23 protein-coding genes and 1 riboswitch are annotated in these 19,935 nt (G+C 64.0%); of the genes, 16 read left to right on the top strand and 7 right to left on the bottom strand.

The window, feature by feature from the left end; all coding sequences use genetic code 11:
• Nucleotides 1-6: 6 nt before the first annotated feature.
• The gene (locus QM732_RS12085) at nucleotides 7-669 is read right to left on the bottom strand and encodes a carbonic anhydrase (RefSeq protein WP_415656378.1); all 663 of its coding nucleotides are present in this window, start codon (nucleotides 667-669) and stop codon (nucleotides 7-9) included.
• 118 nt (nucleotides 670-787) lie between these two features.
• On the opposite strand from QM732_RS12085, the gene cynR reads away from it, so the two are divergent.
• On the top strand, nucleotides 788-1,675 hold the full coding sequence (gene cynR, locus QM732_RS12090; protein ID WP_415656379.1) for a transcriptional regulator CynR: 888 nt from the start codon (nucleotides 788-790) through the stop codon (nucleotides 1,673-1,675).
• Between the two features lie 155 nt (nucleotides 1,676-1,830).
• Here the strand turns inward: cynR and QM732_RS12095 are convergent, their stop codons facing one another.
• A complete protein-coding gene (locus QM732_RS12095; protein WP_415656380.1) occupies nucleotides 1,831-2,418 on the bottom strand; it encodes a TetR/AcrR family transcriptional regulator in 588 nt (195 codons plus the stop codon).
• A 117-nt stretch (nucleotides 2,419-2,535) separates the two neighbouring features.
• On the opposite strand from QM732_RS12095, the gene QM732_RS12100 reads away from it, so the two are divergent.
• Entirely contained in the window at nucleotides 2,536-3,003 is a 468-nt protein-coding gene (locus QM732_RS12100) for a DUF1348 family protein (RefSeq protein WP_415656381.1), read from the top strand.
• A gap of 459 nt (nucleotides 3,004-3,462) precedes the next feature.
• Here QM732_RS12100 and QM732_RS12105 read toward each other — a convergent pair whose 3' ends face one another.
• From QM732_RS12105 to QM732_RS12115, 3 genes are all read right to left on the bottom strand, one after another.
• Complete coding sequence (locus QM732_RS12105; RefSeq protein WP_415656382.1) at nucleotides 3,463-4,857, bottom strand: IS1182 family transposase; 1,395 nt, start codon at nucleotides 4,855-4,857, stop codon at nucleotides 3,463-3,465.
• Between the two features lie 407 nt (nucleotides 4,858-5,264).
• Nucleotides 5,265-5,585, bottom strand: coding sequence for a hypothetical protein (locus QM732_RS12110; protein WP_415656383.1), 321 nt, complete (start codon nucleotides 5,583-5,585; stop codon nucleotides 5,265-5,267).
• Nucleotides 5,582-5,890, bottom strand: a complete 309-nt coding sequence (locus QM732_RS12115) for a YlcI/YnfO family protein (protein ID WP_415656384.1) — start codon at nucleotides 5,888-5,890, stop codon at nucleotides 5,582-5,584. Before QM732_RS12115 ends, QM732_RS12110 begins: the two co-directional genes overlap by 4 nt.
• A gap of 764 nt (nucleotides 5,891-6,654) precedes the next feature.
• Here QM732_RS12115 and QM732_RS12120 point away from each other — a divergent pair.
• The 9 genes from QM732_RS12120 to QM732_RS12160 all read left to right on the top strand — a co-directional run bounded on the left by QM732_RS12120 (nucleotide 6,655) and on the right by QM732_RS12160 (nucleotide 12,255).
• Entirely contained in the window at nucleotides 6,655-7,233 is a 579-nt protein-coding gene (locus tag QM732_RS12120) for a methylated-DNA--[protein]-cysteine S-methyltransferase (protein ID WP_415656385.1), read from the top strand.
• A complete protein-coding gene (locus tag QM732_RS12125) occupies nucleotides 7,230-7,922 on the top strand; it encodes a 2OG-Fe(II) oxygenase (protein WP_415656386.1) in 693 nt (230 codons plus the stop codon). Before QM732_RS12120 ends, QM732_RS12125 begins: the two co-directional genes overlap by 4 nt.
• 2 nt (nucleotides 7,923-7,924) lie before the next feature.
• On the top strand, nucleotides 7,925-8,575 hold the full coding sequence (gene alkB, locus QM732_RS12130; protein ID WP_415656387.1) for a DNA oxidative demethylase AlkB: 651 nt from the start codon (nucleotides 7,925-7,927) through the stop codon (nucleotides 8,573-8,575).
• A gap of 80 nt (nucleotides 8,576-8,655) precedes the next feature.
• A complete protein-coding gene (locus tag QM732_RS12135; RefSeq protein ID WP_415656388.1) occupies nucleotides 8,656-8,838 on the top strand; it encodes a hypothetical protein in 183 nt (60 codons plus the stop codon).
• A gap of 40 nt (nucleotides 8,839-8,878) precedes the next feature.
• Nucleotides 8,879-9,430 (top strand): methylated-DNA--[protein]-cysteine S-methyltransferase, encoded by a 552-nt coding sequence (locus tag QM732_RS12140; protein WP_415656389.1) that lies wholly within the window; start codon nucleotides 8,879-8,881, stop codon nucleotides 9,428-9,430.
• Nucleotides 9,431-9,432: 2 nt separating this feature from the next.
• Nucleotides 9,433-10,089, top strand: a complete 657-nt coding sequence (locus QM732_RS12145; RefSeq protein WP_415656390.1) for a DNA-3-methyladenine glycosylase family protein — start codon at nucleotides 9,433-9,435, stop codon at nucleotides 10,087-10,089.
• Between the two features lie 83 nt (nucleotides 10,090-10,172).
• On the top strand, nucleotides 10,173-11,237 hold the full coding sequence (gene ada / locus QM732_RS12150) for a bifunctional DNA-binding transcriptional regulator/O6-methylguanine-DNA methyltransferase Ada (protein WP_415656391.1): 1,065 nt from the start codon (nucleotides 10,173-10,175) through the stop codon (nucleotides 11,235-11,237).
• A 14-nt stretch (nucleotides 11,238-11,251) separates the two neighbouring features.
• Nucleotides 11,252-11,956, top strand: a complete 705-nt coding sequence (locus QM732_RS12155; RefSeq protein ID WP_415656392.1) for a 2OG-Fe(II) oxygenase — start codon at nucleotides 11,252-11,254, stop codon at nucleotides 11,954-11,956.
• A complete protein-coding gene (locus QM732_RS12160) occupies nucleotides 11,953-12,255 on the top strand; it encodes an Ada metal-binding domain-containing protein (protein WP_415656393.1) in 303 nt (100 codons plus the stop codon). Before QM732_RS12155 ends, QM732_RS12160 begins: the two co-directional genes overlap by 4 nt.
• Before the next feature lie 636 nt (nucleotides 12,256-12,891).
• Here QM732_RS12160 and QM732_RS12165 read toward each other — a convergent pair.
• Both QM732_RS12165 and QM732_RS12170 read right to left on the bottom strand, forming a co-directional pair.
• Nucleotides 12,892-13,848, bottom strand: a complete 957-nt coding sequence (locus tag QM732_RS12165) for an NAD-dependent epimerase/dehydratase family protein (protein WP_415656394.1) — start codon at nucleotides 13,846-13,848, stop codon at nucleotides 12,892-12,894.
• 32 nt (nucleotides 13,849-13,880) lie between these two features.
• Nucleotides 13,881-14,846, bottom strand: coding sequence for an acetoacetate decarboxylase (ADC) (locus QM732_RS12170; protein WP_415656395.1), 966 nt, complete (start codon nucleotides 14,844-14,846; stop codon nucleotides 13,881-13,883).
• A gap of 82 nt (nucleotides 14,847-14,928) precedes the next feature.
• Between QM732_RS12170 and QM732_RS12175 the strand changes: the two genes are divergently transcribed.
• From QM732_RS12175 to QM732_RS12195, 5 genes are all read left to right on the top strand, one after another.
• Nucleotides 14,929-15,357, top strand: a complete 429-nt coding sequence (locus QM732_RS12175; RefSeq protein WP_415656396.1) for a MerR family transcriptional regulator — start codon at nucleotides 14,929-14,931, stop codon at nucleotides 15,355-15,357.
• Nucleotides 15,358-15,594: 237 nt separating this feature from the next.
• Complete coding sequence (gene udk / locus QM732_RS12180) at nucleotides 15,595-16,236, top strand: uridine kinase (protein WP_415659376.1); 642 nt, start codon at nucleotides 15,595-15,597, stop codon at nucleotides 16,234-16,236.
• A 563-nt stretch (nucleotides 16,237-16,799) separates the two neighbouring features.
• Nucleotides 16,800-18,437, top strand: a complete 1,638-nt coding sequence (locus QM732_RS12185) for a diguanylate cyclase (RefSeq protein ID WP_415656397.1) — start codon at nucleotides 16,800-16,802, stop codon at nucleotides 18,435-18,437.
• 149 nt (nucleotides 18,438-18,586) lie between these two features.
• Nucleotides 18,587-18,692, top strand: a riboswitch (TPP riboswitch).
• Nucleotides 18,693-18,765: 73 nt separating this feature from the next.
• A complete protein-coding gene (locus tag QM732_RS12190) occupies nucleotides 18,766-19,203 on the top strand; it encodes a thiamine-binding protein (RefSeq protein WP_415656398.1) in 438 nt (145 codons plus the stop codon).
• Between the two features lie 154 nt (nucleotides 19,204-19,357).
• Nucleotides 19,358-19,909: an isochorismatase family protein gene (locus QM732_RS12195; RefSeq protein WP_415656399.1), complete on the top strand. Its 552-nt coding sequence runs from the start codon at nucleotides 19,358-19,360 to the stop codon at nucleotides 19,907-19,909.
• Nucleotides 19,910-19,935: the final 26 nt, after the last annotated feature.

The raw sequence follows: 19,935 nt of genomic DNA on the forward strand, positions 1-19,935 counted from the left end.
GAGGAGTCAGGCAGCTTTCAGCTGCGGAGGGGGCTCGGAAGCGACGGTGTCGGGATGCTTGGCAAGGCTGACAAAAGTGCCGTGCTTGCTATCGAGGGCTTTGACCTCACCGGATTCAATGTCGTAGACCCAGCCATGCAGGCTGAGGCGGCCCTGTTCGAGCGCCAGCGCAACGGCCGGATGGGTTCGTATGTTGGCCAGCTGGGCCACCACATTGGCGTACACCATGGAGCTGACCTTTGCTATCGGCGTGTCATGGGTATGCGCCTCGTTCACCACCTTGGCGGCGTCGGCATGGCGCAACCAGCTTGCTACCGCGGGAAGGTGATCCAGACAGGTATGCTTGGCGATGGCCGTCATGGCGCCGCAGTCGCTATGACCACAGACCACAATGTCGGTCACACCCAGCACACCGACCGCATACTCGACGCTGGCGGTGACGCCGCCAGGTTCTGAGCTGTAAGACGGGACAATGTTGCCCGCGTTGCGGATCACAAAGACGCCGCCGGGCTGTTGCTGGGTCAGCAACTCCGGAATGACGCGGCTATCCGAGCAGGTGATGAAGAGGGCACTGGGGTTCTGGCTTGTCGCCAGTGTCTTGAACAGGCTCGACATCTTGGGGAAGACATCGGCCTGAAACTTCATCGCGCCTTTGATGAACGGTTTCATGTTAATCACCGTGTTGTTGCGAGGAGTTCATCTTCAATCGTTTCCTCCGGCCGGTCCAAGATCGGTTTCGGATGGAGCCGATAGGAACCACCAATAGCACTCTCACCACGGGAAAGGCATGGGCATGCAGCTTCGTCATATTCGCTACTTACTTGCCGTCGCTGAACACGGCAACTTCACGCGCGCTGCGGAGGCCCTTCATGTCTCCCAGCCAACCCTGTCGCAGCAGATCATTCAGCTGGAGGAGACGCTGGGTGTGACGCTCCTGGACCGCAGCGGCAGGACCGTGAGGGTGACGGACGCGGGCAGCGTCTACATTGAACATGCGCGCCGAGCGCTGCGTGAATTGGCTGCTGCGCGACGTGCCATCCATGACGTGCAGGGTCTCCAGCGCGGCGAACTGCGTCTGGCGACGACGCCGACCTTCACTGCCTACCTGGTCGGCCCCTTGGTGACGGCCTTTCATACCAAGTATCCCGGGATCGTTATCCGGCTGAAGGAGATGTCTCTCGACACCATTGCCGCAGCGGTTGCGGCCGACGAGGTGGACCTGGGCATCGCGTTCCATGTCTCGCCACCTGCCGACAACATTGAGTGCGAGACCGTTCTGGTGGAGCGACTAAGCGTCGTCGTTGGCCGCGGCCACCGCTTCGCCGCTCTCGGGGAGGCCGTCACGCCTCAGATGTTGTCGGTTGAACGGCTTGGGGTGCTGAGTCCTGATTTCGCAACGCGCGCCCACGTGGATGAGTATTTGAGGTCCCAGGCCATATCGCCCTCCATCGCCATAGAGGCCAACACTATCAGCGCCCTGCTTGAGGTCGTCAGGCGTAGCCATGTGATCACCGTTCTTCCCGAAGCCATTGGCGAGCAGCATCCGGATCTTTGCAACATCGCAATCTTCCCGGCACCCAATCCGCGCACAGCCGCCCTGTTGCGTCGAAGGGATGCGTACCAGTCCTCAGCCGCCTTGGCGTTTGCACAGCTGTGCAGAACTTCTTGCGGGTGAGCAAAATTGATCTTGCTCCCACTCCTTGCGGGTCTTCTTGGGCAGCGGGTCAAGGCCAAGCGTGATATGGGTCCATGCCCGGCGTTGTCCTCTGCGCTTGCGTCTCTCGCCAGTCGGATTGACGCGATGTTTTGCGGACCTTCCCTCAGTCGCACTCAGGCTTTGTTGGTCACCTGGTCGGCAATGAATTGGAGCGCCCGCAGAGCAGGTGCGGGATCACCGCCGTACTGGGCTTGCACGATGGCCCCATCCACGGCAGTGGCCAAGGCCTCGGCCGTCCGCTTTCGCTGACCCGACTGCGGCAGCAACGCTTCGATGGCGTCGGTCATCTGCTGCTTGTGCTGGCGGGTGGCTTCGACGACAGCAGGCATCGTGGGTCCCATCTCGCTGACGCCGTTGAGGAAGGCACAGCCTCGGAAATCGCCGAGCGCCTTGCCACGGAACCATTCCTTCATCACTGGCGGGAGCGCCTGAGCGCCTTTTGACGCGCCGCCGTGGCGCTCCAATGCCTCAGTGAACCACTTCATCCACCGTTCGTGGCGAAGGTTCAGGTACGTCAGGATGAGGTCGTTCTTGCTTGGAAAGTGCCTGTAGAAGGTCACCTTGGTCACGCCCGCCTCGGCGATGACGCGGTCGATCCCAGTGGCTCGAAGGCCTTCGGCATAGAAGAGGTCGTGCGCTGTGCGCAGGATGCGTTCTCTAGCCGGTAGGTCACTGTTGCTGATGCTGACAACTTTATTCATGGCTCGACTATAGACAGACTTGTCTACTTGCGCCAGAATGCGTCTGCGTAGACAGATCTGTCTACCTGCCGCTGGTCTGTGGCTCACGACAGACCCTTGATTGGTAAAGGAATTGCCATGGAAACCCGTCCCCCCCTGCCCCCGTTCACCCTCGAAACTGCGATCCAGAAGGTTCGCCTAGCAGAAGACGGCTGGAACAGCCGTGATCCGGCCAAGATCGTGCTGGCCTACAGCCCTGACACGAACTGGCGCAACCGGGCCGAGTTCCCGCAGGGCCGTGCAGAGGCCCAGGCGCTGCTGGAGCGCAAGTGGGCACGAGAGCTTGACTACCGCCTGATCAAGGAGCTCTGGGCCTATACCGGCAACCGCATCGCCGTGCGCTTTGTTTATGAATGGCACGACGACGCCGGCAACTGGTTCCGCAGCCACGGCAACGAGAACTGGGAGTTCGACGAGAACGGCCTGATGACCGACCGCCATGCCAGCATCAACGACAAGCCCATCAAGGCCGAGGAACGCAAGTTCCACTGGCCGCTCGGCCGTCGTCCGGACGACCACCCGGGTCTGACCGAGCTGGGCCTTTGACGGCGACGCGCTGTGCCATCCTGTCGCAAGCTATGCGGCGCCACTTGTGAACGAGGTTGGCGTTGAGGCCATGGGCTAACGCCACCTGCGCGGCAGGCGCTGCAGGTTGCGGGCACGATGCCTGCACGTGCCGCTTTAAATCGGGCGCGTGGCGCCGCCGGCTCACGCGCTTGGAGTGGGTCACCGCGTGCCGTAGCTTCGTCATCGATGGCCTGACCTTCTACCGCCGCGGGCAGCGGCGGCCTAAGGCGAACGCTGCATCCATCGTTGACCGCATTCGAGCGAGGCGCGATGACCGGTTAGGGTCAAAGCTGTCAGCGTTCAGTCCAGACGCGAACGGCGGCTTTACAGCGATTCTGTTGAAAAACTCGTTTGATCCGCGGCGCCGAGACCATGCCGAGGACGCCCGAGACGCTGGAGCGTGGTGATGTTGAGACCGAGGCGGCCCCGCCCGGCCCTTCAGGCCGGTACCGAATCCTGACTTCCCAGTCGCTTGACCATTCGCCGCAGGTTCTGAACCGTGGCGGCCAGCAAGAACTCATCGCGTGCCCCTGTAAGCCCTCGCAGCCGTAGTCGGTCGAGCTTGAGGATCCGCTTGAGGTGGGCGAACAGCATCTCGACCTTCTTGCGCTCTCTGCGGGACTGACGGTACTTCGGCGTGTCCGTCAATTGACGGGCGACATCGCGTGCATCTTCATGGACGCTGCGCGCAATCTTGCGCATCGGCGTGTTTGGACAGCACTGCTGCTTGCGAGGGCACTGTGCGCAGTCATGTTGGCTTGCCCTGTAGATCACGGTGTCCGCCTTGGTCACTCGGTCGCGCTCCACCGTGAAAGTGCGCCGGTCGCAGCGAAGCTCATGACCCTCTGGGCAGAGGTACTCGTTGCGCTGGGCGATCCACTGGAACTCCGAACTGGAGAGCGTTCCATCCTTGCGACCGGTCTTGTCCCACACAGGCACATGCGGCTCGATGCCCTTGTCCTTGACCATCCAGCTGAGCATCGGTGCGATGCCATAGGCCATGTCTCCCACCAATCGCCTTGGCTTGAGGCCGAAGCGGCGCTCGACGCGGTCGACCATGGCCTTCGTTGCCTTCAGCTCATGAGGTCGAAGCGCAGGCGTGGCCTCGACGTCCACGATGACGCCCGCCGCCAGATCGATGAGGTAGTTGGTCGAGTACGCGAAGAACGCTGGGCCAGCAGGCGCGGCCGTCCATTGCGCGGCGGGATCCGTCAATGAGACCTTCTTGGGTGGAGGTGGCGGCGATGGCTCATCGTCGGTGGCAGGATTCGCGGCCTGCAGCGCCTCGATGTACTCGCGCACGGCGCGTGTGCTGGTGCCGTCATCGCGCCACTTCATTGCCTCGGCGCCAGGCACGCCACGGGCACGACTGGCATCGGCCTTGATCACGCTGGCGTCCACGGCAAACCCCTCGCCGCGCACCAGGCCCTCATACATGCAGCGGCGCAAAACGCTCTCGAATACCAAGCGGAAGGCGTCGCTCTGACGGAAGCGCCCGTGACGGTTCTTCGAGAAGGTCGAGTGATCGGGAATCGGGTCTTCAAGGTCAAGCCGGCAGAACCAGCGATAGGCCAGGTTCAAGTGCACTTCCTCGCACAGCTTGCGCTCGGATCGAATGCCGAAGCAGTAGCCAATGAGCAGCATCCTGATCATCAGCTCCGGATCAATCGAGGGGCGGCCGGTGTGGCTGTAGAACGGGGCGAGCTGTTGGCGAAGGTCGCCGAGGTCGAAGTAGCGGTCTATACCCCTGAGCAGATGGTCGTGCGGTATATGGTCGTCGAGGTTGAAGCTGTAGAAGAGTCTGTCCTGCGTGCCGCCGCTCTGACCCATCATCTGCTTGCCCTCCGCCGCCGCGATGCAAGAACTTAGGTCAGCAGGCTCAGATTGCCATCGGGTTTTTCAACAGAATCAGCCTGAAGCCGTCGTCGTTGGGTGACAGGCCGCAATGCGGCGAGGCCGAGGATAAAGGAGTGTCGCCGCGGCACAGGGATTGCGGACATCAAGGGCAGGTGGAACGATCAGTTTTCCAATGCCCCCCGATCTGGAGCTGGCGGAAAGCTGCTATCGGGTCGAGGGCATATCTGCTCTTAGCCTACCTGACAGCCGACAGCCACCACCAGCAGTTCCTGGTCGGCAGTGCAAGTACACCGTCACGCTTGGAAGCTTCCGTTGCTCGAGCGCTGACACGCAGTCGACCCGCGATGGACGGGTGGCGGAATCTGACGCAAGTCGAGCTACCGTCAGCGGTAGTCGTGCTCATGCTGATCTCTAGCCGCGAGCAAGACGACATGAAGGTCTCGGATGGCAAATAGCACAACGCTGCCGCCATGGCCGAATGGGATGAGCAACTCCCGAAATTCCCGGTGTTCCTCTGATCGGCGACAGGTGTGCGGCGCAAATGAGAGGATCTCCATCGCGCGCTCCACCGCTTCTTGGAATCGAAAGATGCAGGTGTCATCTGGCGTGTCGCTGGTCAGCTCGCGCTGGATGATGTATTCCTCAAGGCGCTCGATGTCCTCCTGGAACGTGACGGTAGGAAGGACCTGATACCGGGAATTCACCCGGTGACCTGTTTCTTCTTGGCCGCCGCTGCTGCACGGATGCGACTCTGTGCAGCCTTTGCGCGCTGCTCCATGCCCGCCAGGAAGTCTTCGGCTGTCATCAGGCCGGTCCCCTTGTCAACCGAGCGCAGTGCCTTCTTGGCGCGCGCGACCGCCGCGCTTTGCTCAGCGCGGTACTCCGCCTCCCGGCAGACCGCCTTCTCGATGAACTGCGTCAGCGATTCGCCTTCGCGCAGCACAGCCTCAAGGCTGGCCTTCGTTTCGGGCGCGATACGGATGGGAGGCAGAGTAGCGGTGCGGCTCATGAGGCCAATGTATAGCAATTGGAATACAACTTCAAGGCCTCGGCCAGAGCCCAGGCTTTGTAGATGCACCCAGCTTCATAGTAGGTTGCCGCTGAACAGTCATTCGCGACGGGCTGCATATGGCCGGCAACGCCATTACGCCGCCGCACCGGCGAGCCGCCGTTCGGCTCGTGATCCGGTTCAGATCCCAATCTGATTCCATGGCCGAGGCAAACACGCGTGACCTGCCAGAAGCGGAAGCCCACCAGTGACTGCATCGGGGCCGTTCAGCGCAGCCAAAGTGCGAGCCTTCCGGCCGGCTCGGCGCGAGCGGGCCCGATGAAGCGAATGCGACCAAACTCAGTCGCTGCCAAACTTCCACTCGCTAGCTTCCTTGAGCAGCGTCCCATCGCGGGAAGACTGGCGCCAGAGCTCGCGGTCTGATCGACTCCTGACAGCCTGGAAGCTGTCCAGTCTGCCCCTCCTCGGGAGTCAAGTCCCAATTTGCGAAGCCAGTGAACGGATCGGCGTAGATGGTGACCGCCACCATCGTTTGGCTGTACCGCGCAGGCCCGGATTCCATTTGGCTTCGCCGTGTCCCGTGCACTTGGAAGGCGTCTGAGGCCTTGAGCTACATCCACGTTGCTGGCTGTTTCACCGTTTGGCTGCAGCTCGATGCCAGATACCCCGGCTGGTGAGAAGAGTTCAACCGCAAGGAGCGGAGTTTCAAGAGAGGCGTCGATTCCTAGACTGACTTCATCCTCCAATCACCGAGAGCCAGTGCCATGAAGACCCGCTCCCTCCCCAACTTCAAGTACAACTTCCGCGCCCCGGGTAGCCAAGTGGAAGGCCCGATCCGTTCCGCCATCGGGCGGACGGTGCTGGGCCAGCTCATCGTCGGCCGCAGCTCGCGCGGCATCTGCGCCATCTTCCTGGGCGACGACGCACGGGCCTTGCAGGAACAGCTCGCGGCGGCCTTTCCTGGCGTCGAGTTGCAGACCGACCAGGCTGCGCTGGCCCGCGAGCTCGGCCAGGTCGTCGCCTTCATCGACAAGGACAACGCCGAGGGCGTCATCGACCTCGACATTGGCGGTACTTTGTTTCAGCAGAAGGTCTGGCATGCGCTGTGCGGCATCCCGGTAGGCAAGACCCGCAGCTATGCCGACGTGGCGCACGACCTCGGCGTGCCCGAAGCAGTGCGCGCCGTCGCGGGCGCCTGCGCGGCCAATGTGCTGGCCATCGCCATTCCGTGCCATCGTGTCGTGCGCGGCGACGGCTCGATTTCCGGCTACCGCTGGGGTATCGAGCGCAAACGCGCGCTGCTGGACGGCGAGGCGGCTGAAGCCGTGGAGCTGGCGGCATGAAGCCCGACACCTACGACTGGGTAGGCGTCGCGCAATCGCTCGATGCGCACGGCAACGCCGTGCTGCCCGGTCTGCTGACGGCGGCGCAGTGCGAGGAGCTGGCCGCCCTCTATCCGCGGGAAACCGGCTTCCGCTCGCGCGTCGTCATGGCACGCCACGGCTTCGGGCGCGGCGAGTACAAATACTTCGCCTACCCGTTGCCGCCGCTGCTCGACGATTTGCGCCATGCGCTGTACCCCCGGCTGGTGCCCATCGCCAACCGCTGGAGTCGGCAGTTGGGCAACGCCGTGCAGTACCCCGATGAGCTGTCCCCCTTCCTGCAGCGTTGCCACCAGGCAGGCCAGACGAGACCGACACCGTTGATCCTTCAATATGGCGAGGGTGACTACAACTGTCTGCATCAAGACCTCTACGGCGAGAACGTCTTCCCGCTACAGGTTGCCATCCTGCTGTCGGAGCCCGCCGAGGACTTCGTCGGCGGCGAGTTCGTCATGACAGAGCAGTCCAGCAAGGGCCAGCGTGCGGACGTGATCGCGCTGCGCAAAGGCGATGCGCTGGTGTTCACCGTCAATCAGCGGCCCGCGATGGGCAAGCGCGGCATCCGAAAAGTCGCCATGCGCCACGGCGTCAGCCGCATCCGCAGTGGCCATCGGTACACCGTGGGTCTGATCTTTCACGATGCGAGGTGAGCATGCAGTCGCTGGAACTGTTCGAAGCCCCGGTTTTGCCCTCGCGTCAGCGCCTGGGCCCCGCAGCCATGGTGCTGCGGAAGTTTGCACTGCCTTACATGCAGGAGGCCATGCCCGCCATCGAGGCCATCGCTGCGGCCGCCCCGTTCCGGCATATGGAGACGCCTGGTGGCTTCACGATGTCGGTAGCGCTGACGAACTGCGGTGCGCTGGGCTGGACGACTGACCGCCAAGGCTACCGCTACACCCCCCTTGATCCCAGCTCGGGCGAGCCCTGGCCAGCCATGCCGGAGGTGTTCGCACGGCTGGCAAGCAAGGCTGCCGAGGCCGCTGGCTTCGTCGACTTTGAGCCCGACGCCTGCCTCGTCAACCGCTACGCGCCGGGTGCACGGCTGTCGCTGCACCAGGACAAGAACGAGCGGGACTACGGCGCCCCCATCGTCTCGGTGTCGCTCGGCATGCCGGCCGTCTTCCTGTTTGGAGGCCATGCGCGCACCGACCCCACGGTCAAGGTGCCGCTGCACCACGGCGACGTCGTGGTTTGGGGCGGAGTCGACCGCCTGCGCTATCACGGCGTGATGCCGCTCAAGGACGAGCCCCATGCGCTGCTGGGCAGCCAGCGCATCAACTTCACCTTCCGCAAGGCGGGATGACGCCTGGATTTCAAGCACAAGCGACGGAGTTTCTTGTCGGAGTGCCCTCACTAGAGTGAGTGAAGCAGCCGAGGTTTCCGATGAACACGACTTTCGCAGACACAGTGTCCGAAGTGCGCGACCACGTCGAGGCCCATTGTCAGTCGCTGGTGGATACCGGCATGGCGCGGTGGTGGACCAACGACGACGGTGACACCGAGCTGCACATGGACAGCGGCGAGGCTTATCTGTTCGACGAGCTGGGAGTGACCCGGCTGAGGTGAGAGCGCGGGTCGCCCCACTGATTCAACAAGGAGTGCATCAATGAAATTGATACTGAGCCATCTGGAATCGCCACTAGGCGCGATGCTGCTCGTCACCGATGAGCAGCAGGCCGTGCGCGCGCTGGACTTCGCGGACCACCGGGCGCGGCTGTATCGAGGACTGCGCGAGCACTATGGCGAGGTGGAACTGGCTGAAGCGCAGGTGCCCAACGAAGTTGCCGCTGCTCTGGCGTGCTACTTCGGCGGGGAGCTGGGGGCGCTGGACACGCTGCGCACGGCTACGGCGGGCATGGAACTGCAGCGCCGGGTCTGGGCCGCGCTGCGCTGCATCCCTGTGGGAACCACCACGACCTACGGCAAGCTGGCCAAGGCACTGGGCTTCGACGATCCACGCGCGGCCATCGACATCGGCGCGGCCAACGGGGCCAACCCGATTGCTGTCATCGTGCCCTGCCACCGTGTCATCGCGAGCAACGGCGAGCTGAAGGGCTATGCCTGGGGCCTGCACCGTAAGCGCTGGCTTCTGGAGCACGAGAAGGCGATCACGGCCAAGCGGCCCGAGCCGGAAACCGCCCTGCTGCCGGGGTTCTGACTTTGAGCGAGACGACCGCAAAGACCATTGCCGCCGACCTGTCGCCGCACGCCTACCAGCGGGCCGCCGAGTTCCTGTCCGGGCTGGACGAGGACTGGGCTCGCCACATCGCCACCATCGGCCCCTGCCGCCTCGAAGCCAAGCCCGCGCGCGAGCCTTACGAGGCCCTGGTGCGCGCCATCGCCTACCAGCAACTGCACGCCAAGGCAGGCGACGCGATCCTGGGCCGCCTGCTGGCGCTCTATCCGGACGCATCGTTTCCTTCGCCCGAGCAGATGCTGGCCACCGCCCCCGAGCGGCAGCGAGCTTGCGGCTTCTCGGCGGCCAAGCTGGCGACGATCCGCGGCATCGCCCAGGCGACGTTGGACGGGATCGTGCCCGGCCTGGAAGAAGCGCAACACCTGCCCGACGCCATGCTGATCGAGCGCTTGGTTCCCTTGCGAGGCGTCGGGCGCTGGACGGTCGAAATGCTCCTGATCTATTCGCTGGAGCGCTCCGACATTCTGCCGGTGGACGACTTCGGCGTGCGGGAGGGCTACGCACGCCTGAAAGGCCTGGTGAAAGCGCCCACGCCACGCCAAATGCGCGAGATCGGTGTTGCATGGAGTCCGTTCCGAACGGTGGCGGCCTGGTATCTATGGCGCCTACCTGTTCGATGAACATTGACCGCAAGAATCGGAGTGCTTGCGATGGAAGTCCTGCGTACGCTGCCCCTGCAAGTGATCATGATAGGACTTCAGCGATGAATACGACCACTGCCTACGACACCGAAGCCGCCCGCTGGGCGGCCGTGCAAACGCGCGACTCTGCTGCCGACGGCCAGTTCGTCTACGCTGTGCGCACTACAGGCGTGTACTGCCAGCCAAGCTCGTCGGCACGCTTGCCCAAGCGCGAGAACGTGGAGTTCTTCGACACGGCCCGGGCCGCCGAGGCCGCGGGCTACCGCGCCAGCCGCCGCGCCCACGGCGACCAGACCACGGCAGCCACCGAGCGCGCGGCCCTGGTAGCGCGCGTTTGCCGTTTGATCGAGGCTTCGGAAACGCCGCCGCCGCTCGATGACCTAGCGGTGGAAGCGGGCATGAGCCCTTTCCACCTTCATCGGCTCTTCAAGGCCGAAACTGGCCTGACGCCCAAGGCTTATGGCGTGGCCTGGCGCGCCCGCAAGCTGCGCGAGGAGCTGAGCAGCCCAGACGCCTCCATCACCGGCGCCATCTATGGCGCGGGCTTCAACTCCAACAGTCGGTTCTACGAGGCGGCCGACGACTTGCTGGGCATGCGCGCACGGGACTACCGCGCGGGTGGCGCCGGTGCGGTTATCCGCTTCGCAGTGGGCCTGTGCTCGTTGGGTTCCATCCTGGTGGCCCAGAGCCAGCGCGGCATCTGTGCCATCCTGCTGGGCGATGACCCGGACCGGCTTGTACGCGACCTGCAGGACCAGTTCCCCAAGGCCGAGCTGATTGGCTGCGACGGTGAGTTCGAGCAGTTGATTGCCCAGGTGGTTGGCTTCATCGAAGCGCCTGCGATGGGCCTGCACTTACCGCTGGACGTGCAGGGCACGGCATTCCAGGAGCGCGTCTGGCGCGCGCTGCGGGAGATTCCGCCGGGTACGACCGTGAGCTACGGGGAGATTGCCACCCGCATCGGCGCACCCAAGGCGGTGCGCGCCGTGGCCCAGGCCTGCGCGACGAACCACATCGCCATCGCCATTCCCTGTCACCGGGTCGTGCGGCGCGATGGCGACATCTCCGGCTATCGCTGGGGCGTGGATCGCAAGCGTGAGCTGCTGCGTCGCGAGGCCCAGGCTTGATGGAGAGGCGCGTCATGACTTCCATCGACACCGCCGTCGACCACCTGGACTGGGTCGATATCGGGGGGCAGCTCGACGTCGAAGGCTGGGCCGTGCTGCCCGGCCTGTTGGGCCCCGACGCTGTGCGCGACCTGGCCCAACAGGCCAGAGCTTCCGGCACTGGCTGGGAGCGGTTGGAGTTTTCCGACCTCGGGTGCGGCGAGCTGCGGTACTTCGACACGAACTTTCCAATTCCACTGACAGCATTGCGTAGCGCGCTCTACCGCCGCCTGGCGGTCATCGCGAACCGCTGGAACGAGACCTTGGATGTTGCTCATCGCTATCCGACTTCGCTGGACGAGTTCCTGCAACTCAACCGCGCCGCGGGCCAGACGCGTCCTCAGTCGCACCTGACCCGGCTCGGCGTCGAAGACCACCTGGCGCTGCACCAGCGCAGCGACGGCGAGCAGGTGTTCCCGCTGCAGCTCGTCGCGCTGCTGTCCGAGCCTGGTGACGACTTCGACGGCGGCGAGTTCGTGATGACCGAACAACGCCCGCGCATGCAATCGCGGCCGGCGGTCCTGCCGCTGCGGCTCGGCGATCTGGCCGTCATTGCGACGGCGCATCGCCCCTTCAAGGGCAGCCGGGGTCACTACCGTGTCAACCTCAAGCACGCCGTCAGCCGCGTACGCCGGGGCCAACGCATCGGACTGGAACTGTCGTTCCACGACGCGCCGTGACGAAAACCTTCACGCTGCTCGGGCCGGACGGAAAGCCCTACTTCAGCACCTCGCCGGGCACATTCGGCGGCCATCGAGGCGGCAAGCTCTATGGCCGCCTGGACTGCCGCGCCGCGCTGCGGGCAATTGCCCGTGGCGGCTATGTAACGCACCGCGTCTTCTTCGTCGACGAAGCTACAGCCATTGCCGCAGGCTACCGGCCGTGTGCCTTGTGCATGCCGCAGGAATACGCCGTTTGGAAGAAGGAAAAGGAATCTAACAACATTTTCAACGGCACTCAAAGGGCAGCAAGCCCATAACTGCGAGCTGCGCACAACACGCGGCGCGGGTGTAAGGACGGGCGGAGCCCCCCCCTACTGCCAACTGATGTTTGCCTCTCGGCGCTTCGTCGCAACCCAGCTGCAAGCTTCTCGGTCACCTGCTGACCGCGATTGGGCGGCCAATTCGCTCGCACGGTAGACGACATTGGGTCGATTCGAGCCAGTGGCGTTCCCGAAGAGCGGCCATTCAAGCGGGAACAGGGCATCGCCAATATCGAGCGGCTGGTCCGGAGAGCGTAGCGGCCCGTCATTCGCTGTTGACCCGAGTGGCCGGTTCTGGCGGAAGGCGCCGCTCGGCCCCCAACCTCGAACGGCTCAGATCAGCCAGAAGCCGCCGTCGGTCCTTGACCGGCAGCATTGCAGCGATTCTGTTGAAAAGCGCTACGCGCCCGGCGTGACGCACTTTCTCAGGGGTCCTTCCACCCTTGCCGACAGTGCGATCGTCGATCCTGGATTGATCTGAGCGATCGATTTCCCATCAGCAGCGTGCGCGCGTTCGAAATCAGAGTTTTTCAGCAGAGTCCAGCGCAAGCAGACATCTTCCGAACAACATCACCTCAACAGCGCGAATCGTCGGCAGGCAGTTCGATGGGCAACGGGGGTGACACATGCTAGTCATGTCGAGTAGTGCGATTGGGAGGCCGCGTTGCGCGGCTCGTCGCGGATCATCTGCACACCTTCTCGGTAGGTCGTCACCCTAAACGCCGGAAAGCGGCGTTTGAACTTCGTCGAGTCGAACAGGTTGTCTTGCTCGTATCGAGGCAGCAGCTCGCCCAACTCGCGCACCTGGCTTGAGACCAGCCCAGCTGCCGTCAACAGCCATTTGCGAAGCACCTTGTACGAGGGTGGCGCGCCAAACACCTCGACCGCCAGTTCAACAAACTGCCGATAGGTCAGGCGATTGTCGTCACAGGGCAGGTGCCAGGTCTGGCCGAATGCGTCCGGCGCGTTGCCCAGCGCCGCCAGCGCACGGCTGGCATCCGGCGTCCAGATCAATGTCCGACGCGTGTCATCGCGCACGGGCACCCGCGGTGTCCCACCGTTCTTGAGTTTGTCGAAGAGCAGCGTGTTCGTGATGCTCTGCGTCTTGCCCGGGCCGTAGAACTCGGGCGCCCGACCGATGACGACTGGGATGGATCCCTGCGCCATCTCATGAAGCACCATGCTTGCCATCGCCGCGCGCACGCGGCCCTTGCGGCCAACGGGCTCGAAGGGCGTGTCCTCGCACAGTACTCGGTCGTCCTGCGGGTACATGTAGGTGTTGTCGAAGTAGACGAACTTCGCGCCCGCCGCGCGTGTGGCGTCTAGCGCGTTCTTCAGCATCACCGGAAACTGCTTCTCCCAAAGTTCGGTGTCTGGCGGCAGGCCGGCGGTGAAATAGACGATGTCGCTGCCCTTCACCGCATCAACGGTCTGTCTGGCGTCAAGCAGGTCGGCCGGTGCCAGCACGTCGCTCTCGTTGACCTTGCGCGGGCTGCGGCTGACGAGGCGCAGCTCATCCTCGGTCGTGCGCCTCAGCTCCCGCGCAAGTTCTATGGCGATCTGGCCGGTGGCACCCAGGATGGTCTGCATGGTGGGTCCTCAGTCTGCTGGTCAACGATGCGTCACAAAGGCTTGGGCGAGTACAGCGCGCTCTGGAAATCGGGCACGTACTCATACTTCAGCAGCTTGCCCAGCTTCAGTGCCCTGATGTAGGCCGACAGGCTGCCTTCAGTCAGCGTGAGCTTCACGTCATCCGCGCTGTTGCTGCTCGCGTGGCTGAGCTGGCGAGCGACGACATACCCGGTCGTCAGCTGGCCTTTTTGATCGACATTGGTGAAGCTGTTCTTGACCATGACTTCCTTGCTGGACAAGTCGTCAAGCTTGCGCGTCTCCATCGTCACGTCGAGCTGCTTGGTCTTGGCGTCGTAGATTTCGACCACGACGGACTTGTCCGTCTCGTTGTAGCTGATGTCGGTCAGCCACTTCGGCAGGTTGTAGCCCACCACGCCGCGCACGCGCGCCAGCTCCGTGTTCACCGGCAGCTTGAGAACGTAGCCCCAGAAGTCGCCGTTCATGGATTGACTGAGCAGCGTGAACGGGCCGAAGCTGGATGAACCCGGCTTGTTGGTCACGATGGACAGGCCAATCTCGTTGTAGCTGTCGTTGTCGCAGTAGCGGTAGGTGTACGCCGTCAGCGCGATGAGGCCGCGGCCCGGCCAGACCTGCAGCGGCTGAACTTGTTCCAGCACCTTGGCCGGCATCAGCGCCTTGAGCTGGTCCAGGTCCGCTGTATAGATGACCGTCACGCGGCTGGTCTTGTAGTAGAAGTTGGGCGAGTAGGACTCGAAGCCGATGTCCACGCGCTCCTTCTTGAGCTGCTTGAACCAGCTCAGGTCGATGTCTGGCGCTTCGGCCGCGATGACGCTCAACGGCGGGTTGGAGCGGTAGCGGTCATACAGCCCGCCCTTGACGACCGGCACCGGCTGGCCGGCAATGTCGATGGTCGTGGTCTGGGACTGCGCCCACTCCGCGCCAGCGCACAAGCTGGGTGCGGTGCCGGCCATGGCGGCCATCGCTCTGACATTCATGGACTTCACTTAGGGACGTTGACGATGTCAAAACTCTAAGGTTAAAGTTAACTTTAATGTCAAGCAATGCTTTGGAGCACGAATGAGGATCGGCGAGCTGGCACAACGCACCGGTCTCACGGCGTCGCGCATCCGCTTTTATGAGAAGAGTGGGTTGTTGAGCACCGTCGAACGCAGGGAGAACGGCTACCGCCAATACGGGCCGCAAGCGCTTTGGATGCTGGAGATCATCGCGGGCGCCCAGAGTGCGGGCTTCTCGCTGGACGAGATTCGCAGCCTGCTGCCCGACTCACACGCCATGTGGCAGCACGATGCACTGCTGGAGAGCCTGCAGCGCAAGGTGGCCGAAATCGAGCTACTGCAACAGCGGCTGGTGCAGAACAAGGCGCGCTTGCTCCTGGCGATCGACACTCTCAAGAACCGCCCAGAGGATGTGGCTTGCGCCGACCGGCCGCAGTGGGTGCTGGACCGACTCCGCGCCGACCGCACGGACGACAGCAATCGCTCCTGACTTGGCGTCAGCAAGCGCGTCCCGACATGCCGCTGCGGTCTAGCCTGCGAGCTGGACGAACAGCATTTTTTGCAGCCCGGCAGGTCGCCGCCGCCTGGGCTTCGGATGATGCTGAGTCGCGCTGACGACAGTCGCCAACGACCGCCCACAGCAGCCTGGCGCGCCTCCGGTGCCGCTAAAGATCTCCTCGCCAGCTTGTAAATTCGCGGACATCACCCGAACGTGCTCCACAACTTCATGCCCAAAATCTCTCATAAACCCTTTGTCATCGGTGTCGCGGGGGGCAGCGGCAGCGGCAAGTCGACGGTGACGCGTCAGGTGCTGGCCGCCATCGGGCCAGAGAAGGTGGCGGTGGTGATGCAGGACGACTACTACCGGGACCAGTCCCACATGCCGCCAGAGGACCGGCGCAAGCAGAACTACGATCATCCCGATGCCTTCGACTGGCCGCTGATGGCGCAGCACTTGGCCGCGCTGCGCAAGGGCGAGGCGATCGAGATGCCGGTGTATGACTTCTCGGCCGACAACCGCTCTAGTAAGACCATTACCGTGAGACCCGCACCGGTGATCGTGGTCGAAGGCCTCTTCGCTCTGTACGACGCCAGGCTGCGCAACATGATGTCGCTGAAAATCTATGTAGACACGGCCTCGGACGTGCGGTTCATCCGTCGGCTGCAGCGCGACATTTCGGAGCGTGGCCGTAGCACCGAGTCTGTGGTGAACCAGTATCTGGAAACCGTGCGCCCCATGCACAAGCAGTTCATTGAGCCGACCAAGCGCAACGCTGACGTGATCCTGCCGCACGGTGCCAATGGTCCGGCGGTGGACATCATTACCACCAAGGTGAAGAGCCTGTTGCAGGATCACGAGCAGGGCTGAGCCTCAGGCGCACGTCGCTTAGGCATCCAGGACGGGTGCCGTCCTGGCGCCTTTGCCAGCCCCGGGGGCCTATGCCATGTTGAAAGTCAGCCTTCGGCGGGGCAAGCCAACGAAGCCCAATTCAGACCAGAGCCTTGGCCTCGAAACCGAAGGCTGCGTGACGAGAGCTTCCGAACCAGCCTCTGGGCGCACTGTCGATCGGAGCGACGGTGAGGTCTTGATCGGCGAGAGGCAGATGCTGAGGACCATGCGTTTGCAGCCAGCCTGGAAGTCCGCTGGCAGGTAAAGTAGAGAGACCGCATCGCCCCACCGGGCACGCAGTTGGCGTGCGGATGCCGTTCGAAGCGGCTTGCGACCTGTCGCAGGTGATGGCACCTCATACAAAGCGCAAGCCGCCCGATGACGCCAAGGGCAGTTCTCGCCGCGCTTCTTTGGACGCCAAAACTGCTTGCTTGTCTTCCAGGACGCGCGCGAAATCACCTCAAGCAAACGTCGCAAACTGCTGAAATCCCTAGATGGAAGGCACTGTCTCAGAATCCGGATCCGCATCACCGCTGCCCGGCGTGCCGCCTGATCTGCCGCAGGTCGATCTGGACCAGCAACTGGAAGCGGCCTTGGCCCTGGGCGGACGCGCCAGCACCGCAGCACCCGAGGCCGCATTGGCCGCATGCGTTGTCGCCATGAACTTGGCCGCGCAGTTGCAGCGCCCGATTGAGCATGGCCGCGCTGCGGAGCTGCGCTGCCTGCATCTGGGGCGACTGGGCCGTTTCACCGAAGCCGTGGCGGCTGCACATGAGGCGCTGCCGCTGCTGCAGGGGTCGGACCAACAGGGCGAACGCTGCGCGGTATTGCGCACCCAGGCCATCGCCGCGAGCGAGGCTCATGCGTTCGAGACCGCGCTCGGCGCCGCGAACGAACTGGTTCGCCTGGCGCGTGATCGTGACGCCAGCACTGCGCTCGACGCAGCCATGGCATTGGCGGCCTGCTTCGAGCGCATGGGAGACCCCTGGCAGGCCGAGCGTGTGTTGTCCAATGCGTTGCGCGTCCATGGACCCAATGCCAACACGCACCTCAATCTGGCGGCCAACAATTGCCTCTGTGTCATCGGCATAGGCATGCTCCACCGACTGCTGGACAGCCAGGCCGACGACGCCGAGCTGCAGTCCCTGCTATTGCACACGCGAGCCGCTGCCGAACGCGCGCGAGAACTGCTGGAGCAATCTCCCAGCCCCGCGCACCGGGCGCCCGTCCTGGGTAACCTGGCCGAGGTGATGCTGCACCAGGGTGACCTTGCCGGCTCTGGTGTGCTGCTCCATCAAGTACTCGACCTGGCACAGCAACACGGCCTGCAGGCCCATGCTTGGCGCATGTGCACCTCGCTCGCCGACTGGCACCTGGCACAGGCGGAGCCCGAGGCGGCACTTGCGCTGGCGCTGGGTGTGATCCAAGAGATGGGAGCCCATGGGCAGCAACAGACAGCGATCCGTGCCCGCCGCTCGGCCTACCGAGCTTGCCGCGCACTTGGCCGTTTGGAGCAGGCCCTGCAACATCTGGAAGTGGCCGAGCGCGAGGAGCGACGTGACCTGACGAGGAAGATGCGCGCCCAGTCAGAACTCTTTGTATCGCGCGCCGAGGCCCAGCAAATGCAGTGGCAGGCCGACGACGCGCGGCAGGAGGCCCAGCAGCAGCGCCAGCGCGCTGCCGAGGCGGCCGCCAGCGCCGAACGCGACCCCCTCACCGGGTTGGGCAACCGCCGCCATCTGGAGCGCCGCTGCGCAGAGCTGTTGCCCGCAGCTCAACGCGAGCAGCGCCCACTGTCTTTGGCGCAGCTCGACATCGACCACTTCAAGTCCATCAACGACCGCTATGGCCACGCCACCGGGGACCGCGTGCTGACGCTGCTGGCCCAGCTGCTGCAGGACAGCATGCGTACCAGCGACGTGGTGGTGCGACAGGGGGGCGAAGAGTTCGTCATCGTGCTGCCCGACACCGACCTGTCGGCTGCAGCCGACGTCTGCGAACGTCTACGCGAACGCGTCGCGACCCATCCTTGGGGTCAGTTGGGCGGGCCGGATTGGCAGGTCACCGTCAGTATCGGGCTGGCCACCGCTGCTCCCTACGAACTGGCGCCGCTGCTCGATGTTGCCGATTCCGCGCTCTACCGCGCCAAGCGGGGCGGGCGCAATCGGCTCTGCGTGTAGGCTGACTTGCTCATTGCACTGCCTGAGGCCATCGGCTCTCAAAAGCGGTCACTGGCTGATCGGCGCCAAGCGACCCTCTCCAGCCTGTAGCCGACCGGCTCATATCGCTTGGTCGCTAGAATGACAGCCGCTTCGAGGCCCGTGCCTTGAGGCTTCGCTAGGGGTGTTGCACCTGCCACTGCAGCGTGCGACTGAGAGAGTCCCTTTGAACCTGATTGAGGTAATCCTCGCGCAGGGAAGCACATTCAGAGGCATGCCGGCTCTTCTCTTCTCACGCCGGGACGGTGCCTCTGGATGACAGCCGCCCTGCACTCTTCATGAGTTGCACATGGCAAATCCATCGTTCCCACATTTGCGCAGCTTCCGGCTCGCTGTCCTGGCCCTGTCGCTGCTGGCCAGCAGCACGGTCTGGGCGCAAAAGGCGCAGCAGCAGGCCGCATCCGCGCCTTTCCCACCAGCCAATGGCGGGCATGTGATTGCCGAGATCCAGGTCATTCCTAGGCCGGCCGGTACGGCGGATGATCGCTACAAGCACGTCGACGCTGCCATCGCCGTCATCCAGTCATCCGGCCTGCGCTACGAGGTGCACGGCCTCGGCACCGTCGTCGAAGGTCCACCCGAGAAGATCTGGCCGTTGCTGCAGGCCGTCCACCAGGCCACACTGGACGCCGGTGCCGAGCGGACGCTGAGCATCATCAAGGTCTCGAGCGGGAGCCAACCCGGTGGGCCTCGCGTCGACGATCTGGTCCGCAAGTTCCGGCAATGAGGTTGCCGCCGGCCCGCGAGGCTTCCTCCGGCTGAGCAGGAGTTCCCGCGGCTGGGGGCTTCGCAGCGCCGCTCCTGTTTCTGCGACAGTGGACCTGCAGGCCGGCTTCTCCGTGAGGCCCTGCCTGCAGGAACAAGATGCAGAAAGACAGACCATGGATGTGATGACGGCGGGAAGCAGCGTACTGGTTCTCGTGGACTACCAGGCGAAGCTGATGCCAGCCATCCACCAGGCCGCAACAGTCGCGGCGCGCGCGGTGCTGCTGGCCAAGGCCGCCCGTCTTCTTGGCGTTCCCGTCATCGGCACGCAGCAGAACCCGGCCGGCCTGGGCGCCAACGTCGAGTCGGTGAGCTCAGAATGCGAACGCGTGATGGCAAAGACCCATTTCGATGCCTGTGCCGACGGACTTGTCGAAGCCCTGCACGAACTGGCGCCCGAACGGGGCGACGTCGTGGTCGCGGGCTGCGAGGCCCATGTCTGCATGATGCAGACGGCCCTTGGACTGCTGCGCGCCGGCAAGCGGGTCTGGGTCGTCGAGAACGCCAGCGGCTCGCGGCGGCCCGCCGATCACGCGGCGGCCATGCGACGGTTGGCCGCAGCCGGCGCCACCGTCGTCACGCATGAGATGGTGATCTTCGAATGGCTGCACGACTGCCGGCACCCGAAGTTCCGCGACGCCCTGGCCCTCGTCAAGGCAGCGGACTGACTGGACATCGTTCAGCTGCCGGCCAG

This window comes from Roseateles sp. (genome assembly GCF_047654805.1).
In the GTDB taxonomy this organism is placed as follows: Bacteria; Pseudomonadota; Gammaproteobacteria; order Burkholderiales; family Burkholderiaceae_C; genus Pelomonas.

Bases quoted from the DNA above. Each gene is read 5' to 3' on its own strand.
- QM732_RS12085 (WP_415656378.1), bottom strand. From the start codon at position 669: ATGAAACCGTTCATCAAAGGCGCGATGAAGTTTCAGGCCGATGTCTTC.
- cynR (WP_415656379.1), top strand. From the start codon at position 788: ATGGGCATGCAGCTTCGTCATATTCGCTACTTACTTGCCGTCGCTGAA.
- QM732_RS12095 (WP_415656380.1), bottom strand. From the start codon at position 2,418: ATGAATAAAGTTGTCAGCATCAGCAACAGTGACCTACCGGCTAGAGAA.
- QM732_RS12100 (WP_415656381.1), top strand. From the start codon at position 2,536: ATGGAAACCCGTCCCCCCCTGCCCCCGTTCACCCTCGAAACTGCGATC.
- QM732_RS12105 (WP_415656382.1), bottom strand. From the start codon at position 4,857: ATGATGGGTCAGAGCGGCGGCACGCAGGACAGACTCTTCTACAGCTTC.
- QM732_RS12115 (WP_415656384.1), bottom strand. From the start codon at position 5,890: ATGAGCCGCACCGCTACTCTGCCTCCCATCCGTATCGCGCCCGAAACG.
- QM732_RS12120 (WP_415656385.1), top strand. From the start codon at position 6,655: ATGAAGACCCGCTCCCTCCCCAACTTCAAGTACAACTTCCGCGCCCCG.
- QM732_RS12125 (WP_415656386.1), top strand. From the start codon at position 7,230: ATGAAGCCCGACACCTACGACTGGGTAGGCGTCGCGCAATCGCTCGAT.
- alkB (WP_415656387.1), top strand. From the start codon at position 7,925: ATGCAGTCGCTGGAACTGTTCGAAGCCCCGGTTTTGCCCTCGCGTCAG.
- QM732_RS12135 (WP_415656388.1), top strand. From the start codon at position 8,656: ATGAACACGACTTTCGCAGACACAGTGTCCGAAGTGCGCGACCACGTC.
- QM732_RS12140 (WP_415656389.1), top strand. From the start codon at position 8,879: ATGAAATTGATACTGAGCCATCTGGAATCGCCACTAGGCGCGATGCTG.
- ada (WP_415656391.1), top strand. From the start codon at position 10,173: ATGAATACGACCACTGCCTACGACACCGAAGCCGCCCGCTGGGCGGCC.
- QM732_RS12155 (WP_415656392.1), top strand. From the start codon at position 11,252: ATGACTTCCATCGACACCGCCGTCGACCACCTGGACTGGGTCGATATC.
- QM732_RS12165 (WP_415656394.1), bottom strand. From the start codon at position 13,848: ATGCAGACCATCCTGGGTGCCACCGGCCAGATCGCCATAGAACTTGCG.
- QM732_RS12170 (WP_415656395.1), bottom strand. From the start codon at position 14,846: ATGAATGTCAGAGCGATGGCCGCCATGGCCGGCACCGCACCCAGCTTG.
- QM732_RS12175 (WP_415656396.1), top strand. From the start codon at position 14,929: ATGAGGATCGGCGAGCTGGCACAACGCACCGGTCTCACGGCGTCGCGC.
- udk (WP_415659376.1), top strand. From the start codon at position 15,595: ATGCCCAAAATCTCTCATAAACCCTTTGTCATCGGTGTCGCGGGGGGC.
- QM732_RS12190 (WP_415656398.1), top strand. From the start codon at position 18,766: ATGGCAAATCCATCGTTCCCACATTTGCGCAGCTTCCGGCTCGCTGTC.
- QM732_RS12195 (WP_415656399.1), top strand. From the start codon at position 19,358: ATGGATGTGATGACGGCGGGAAGCAGCGTACTGGTTCTCGTGGACTAC.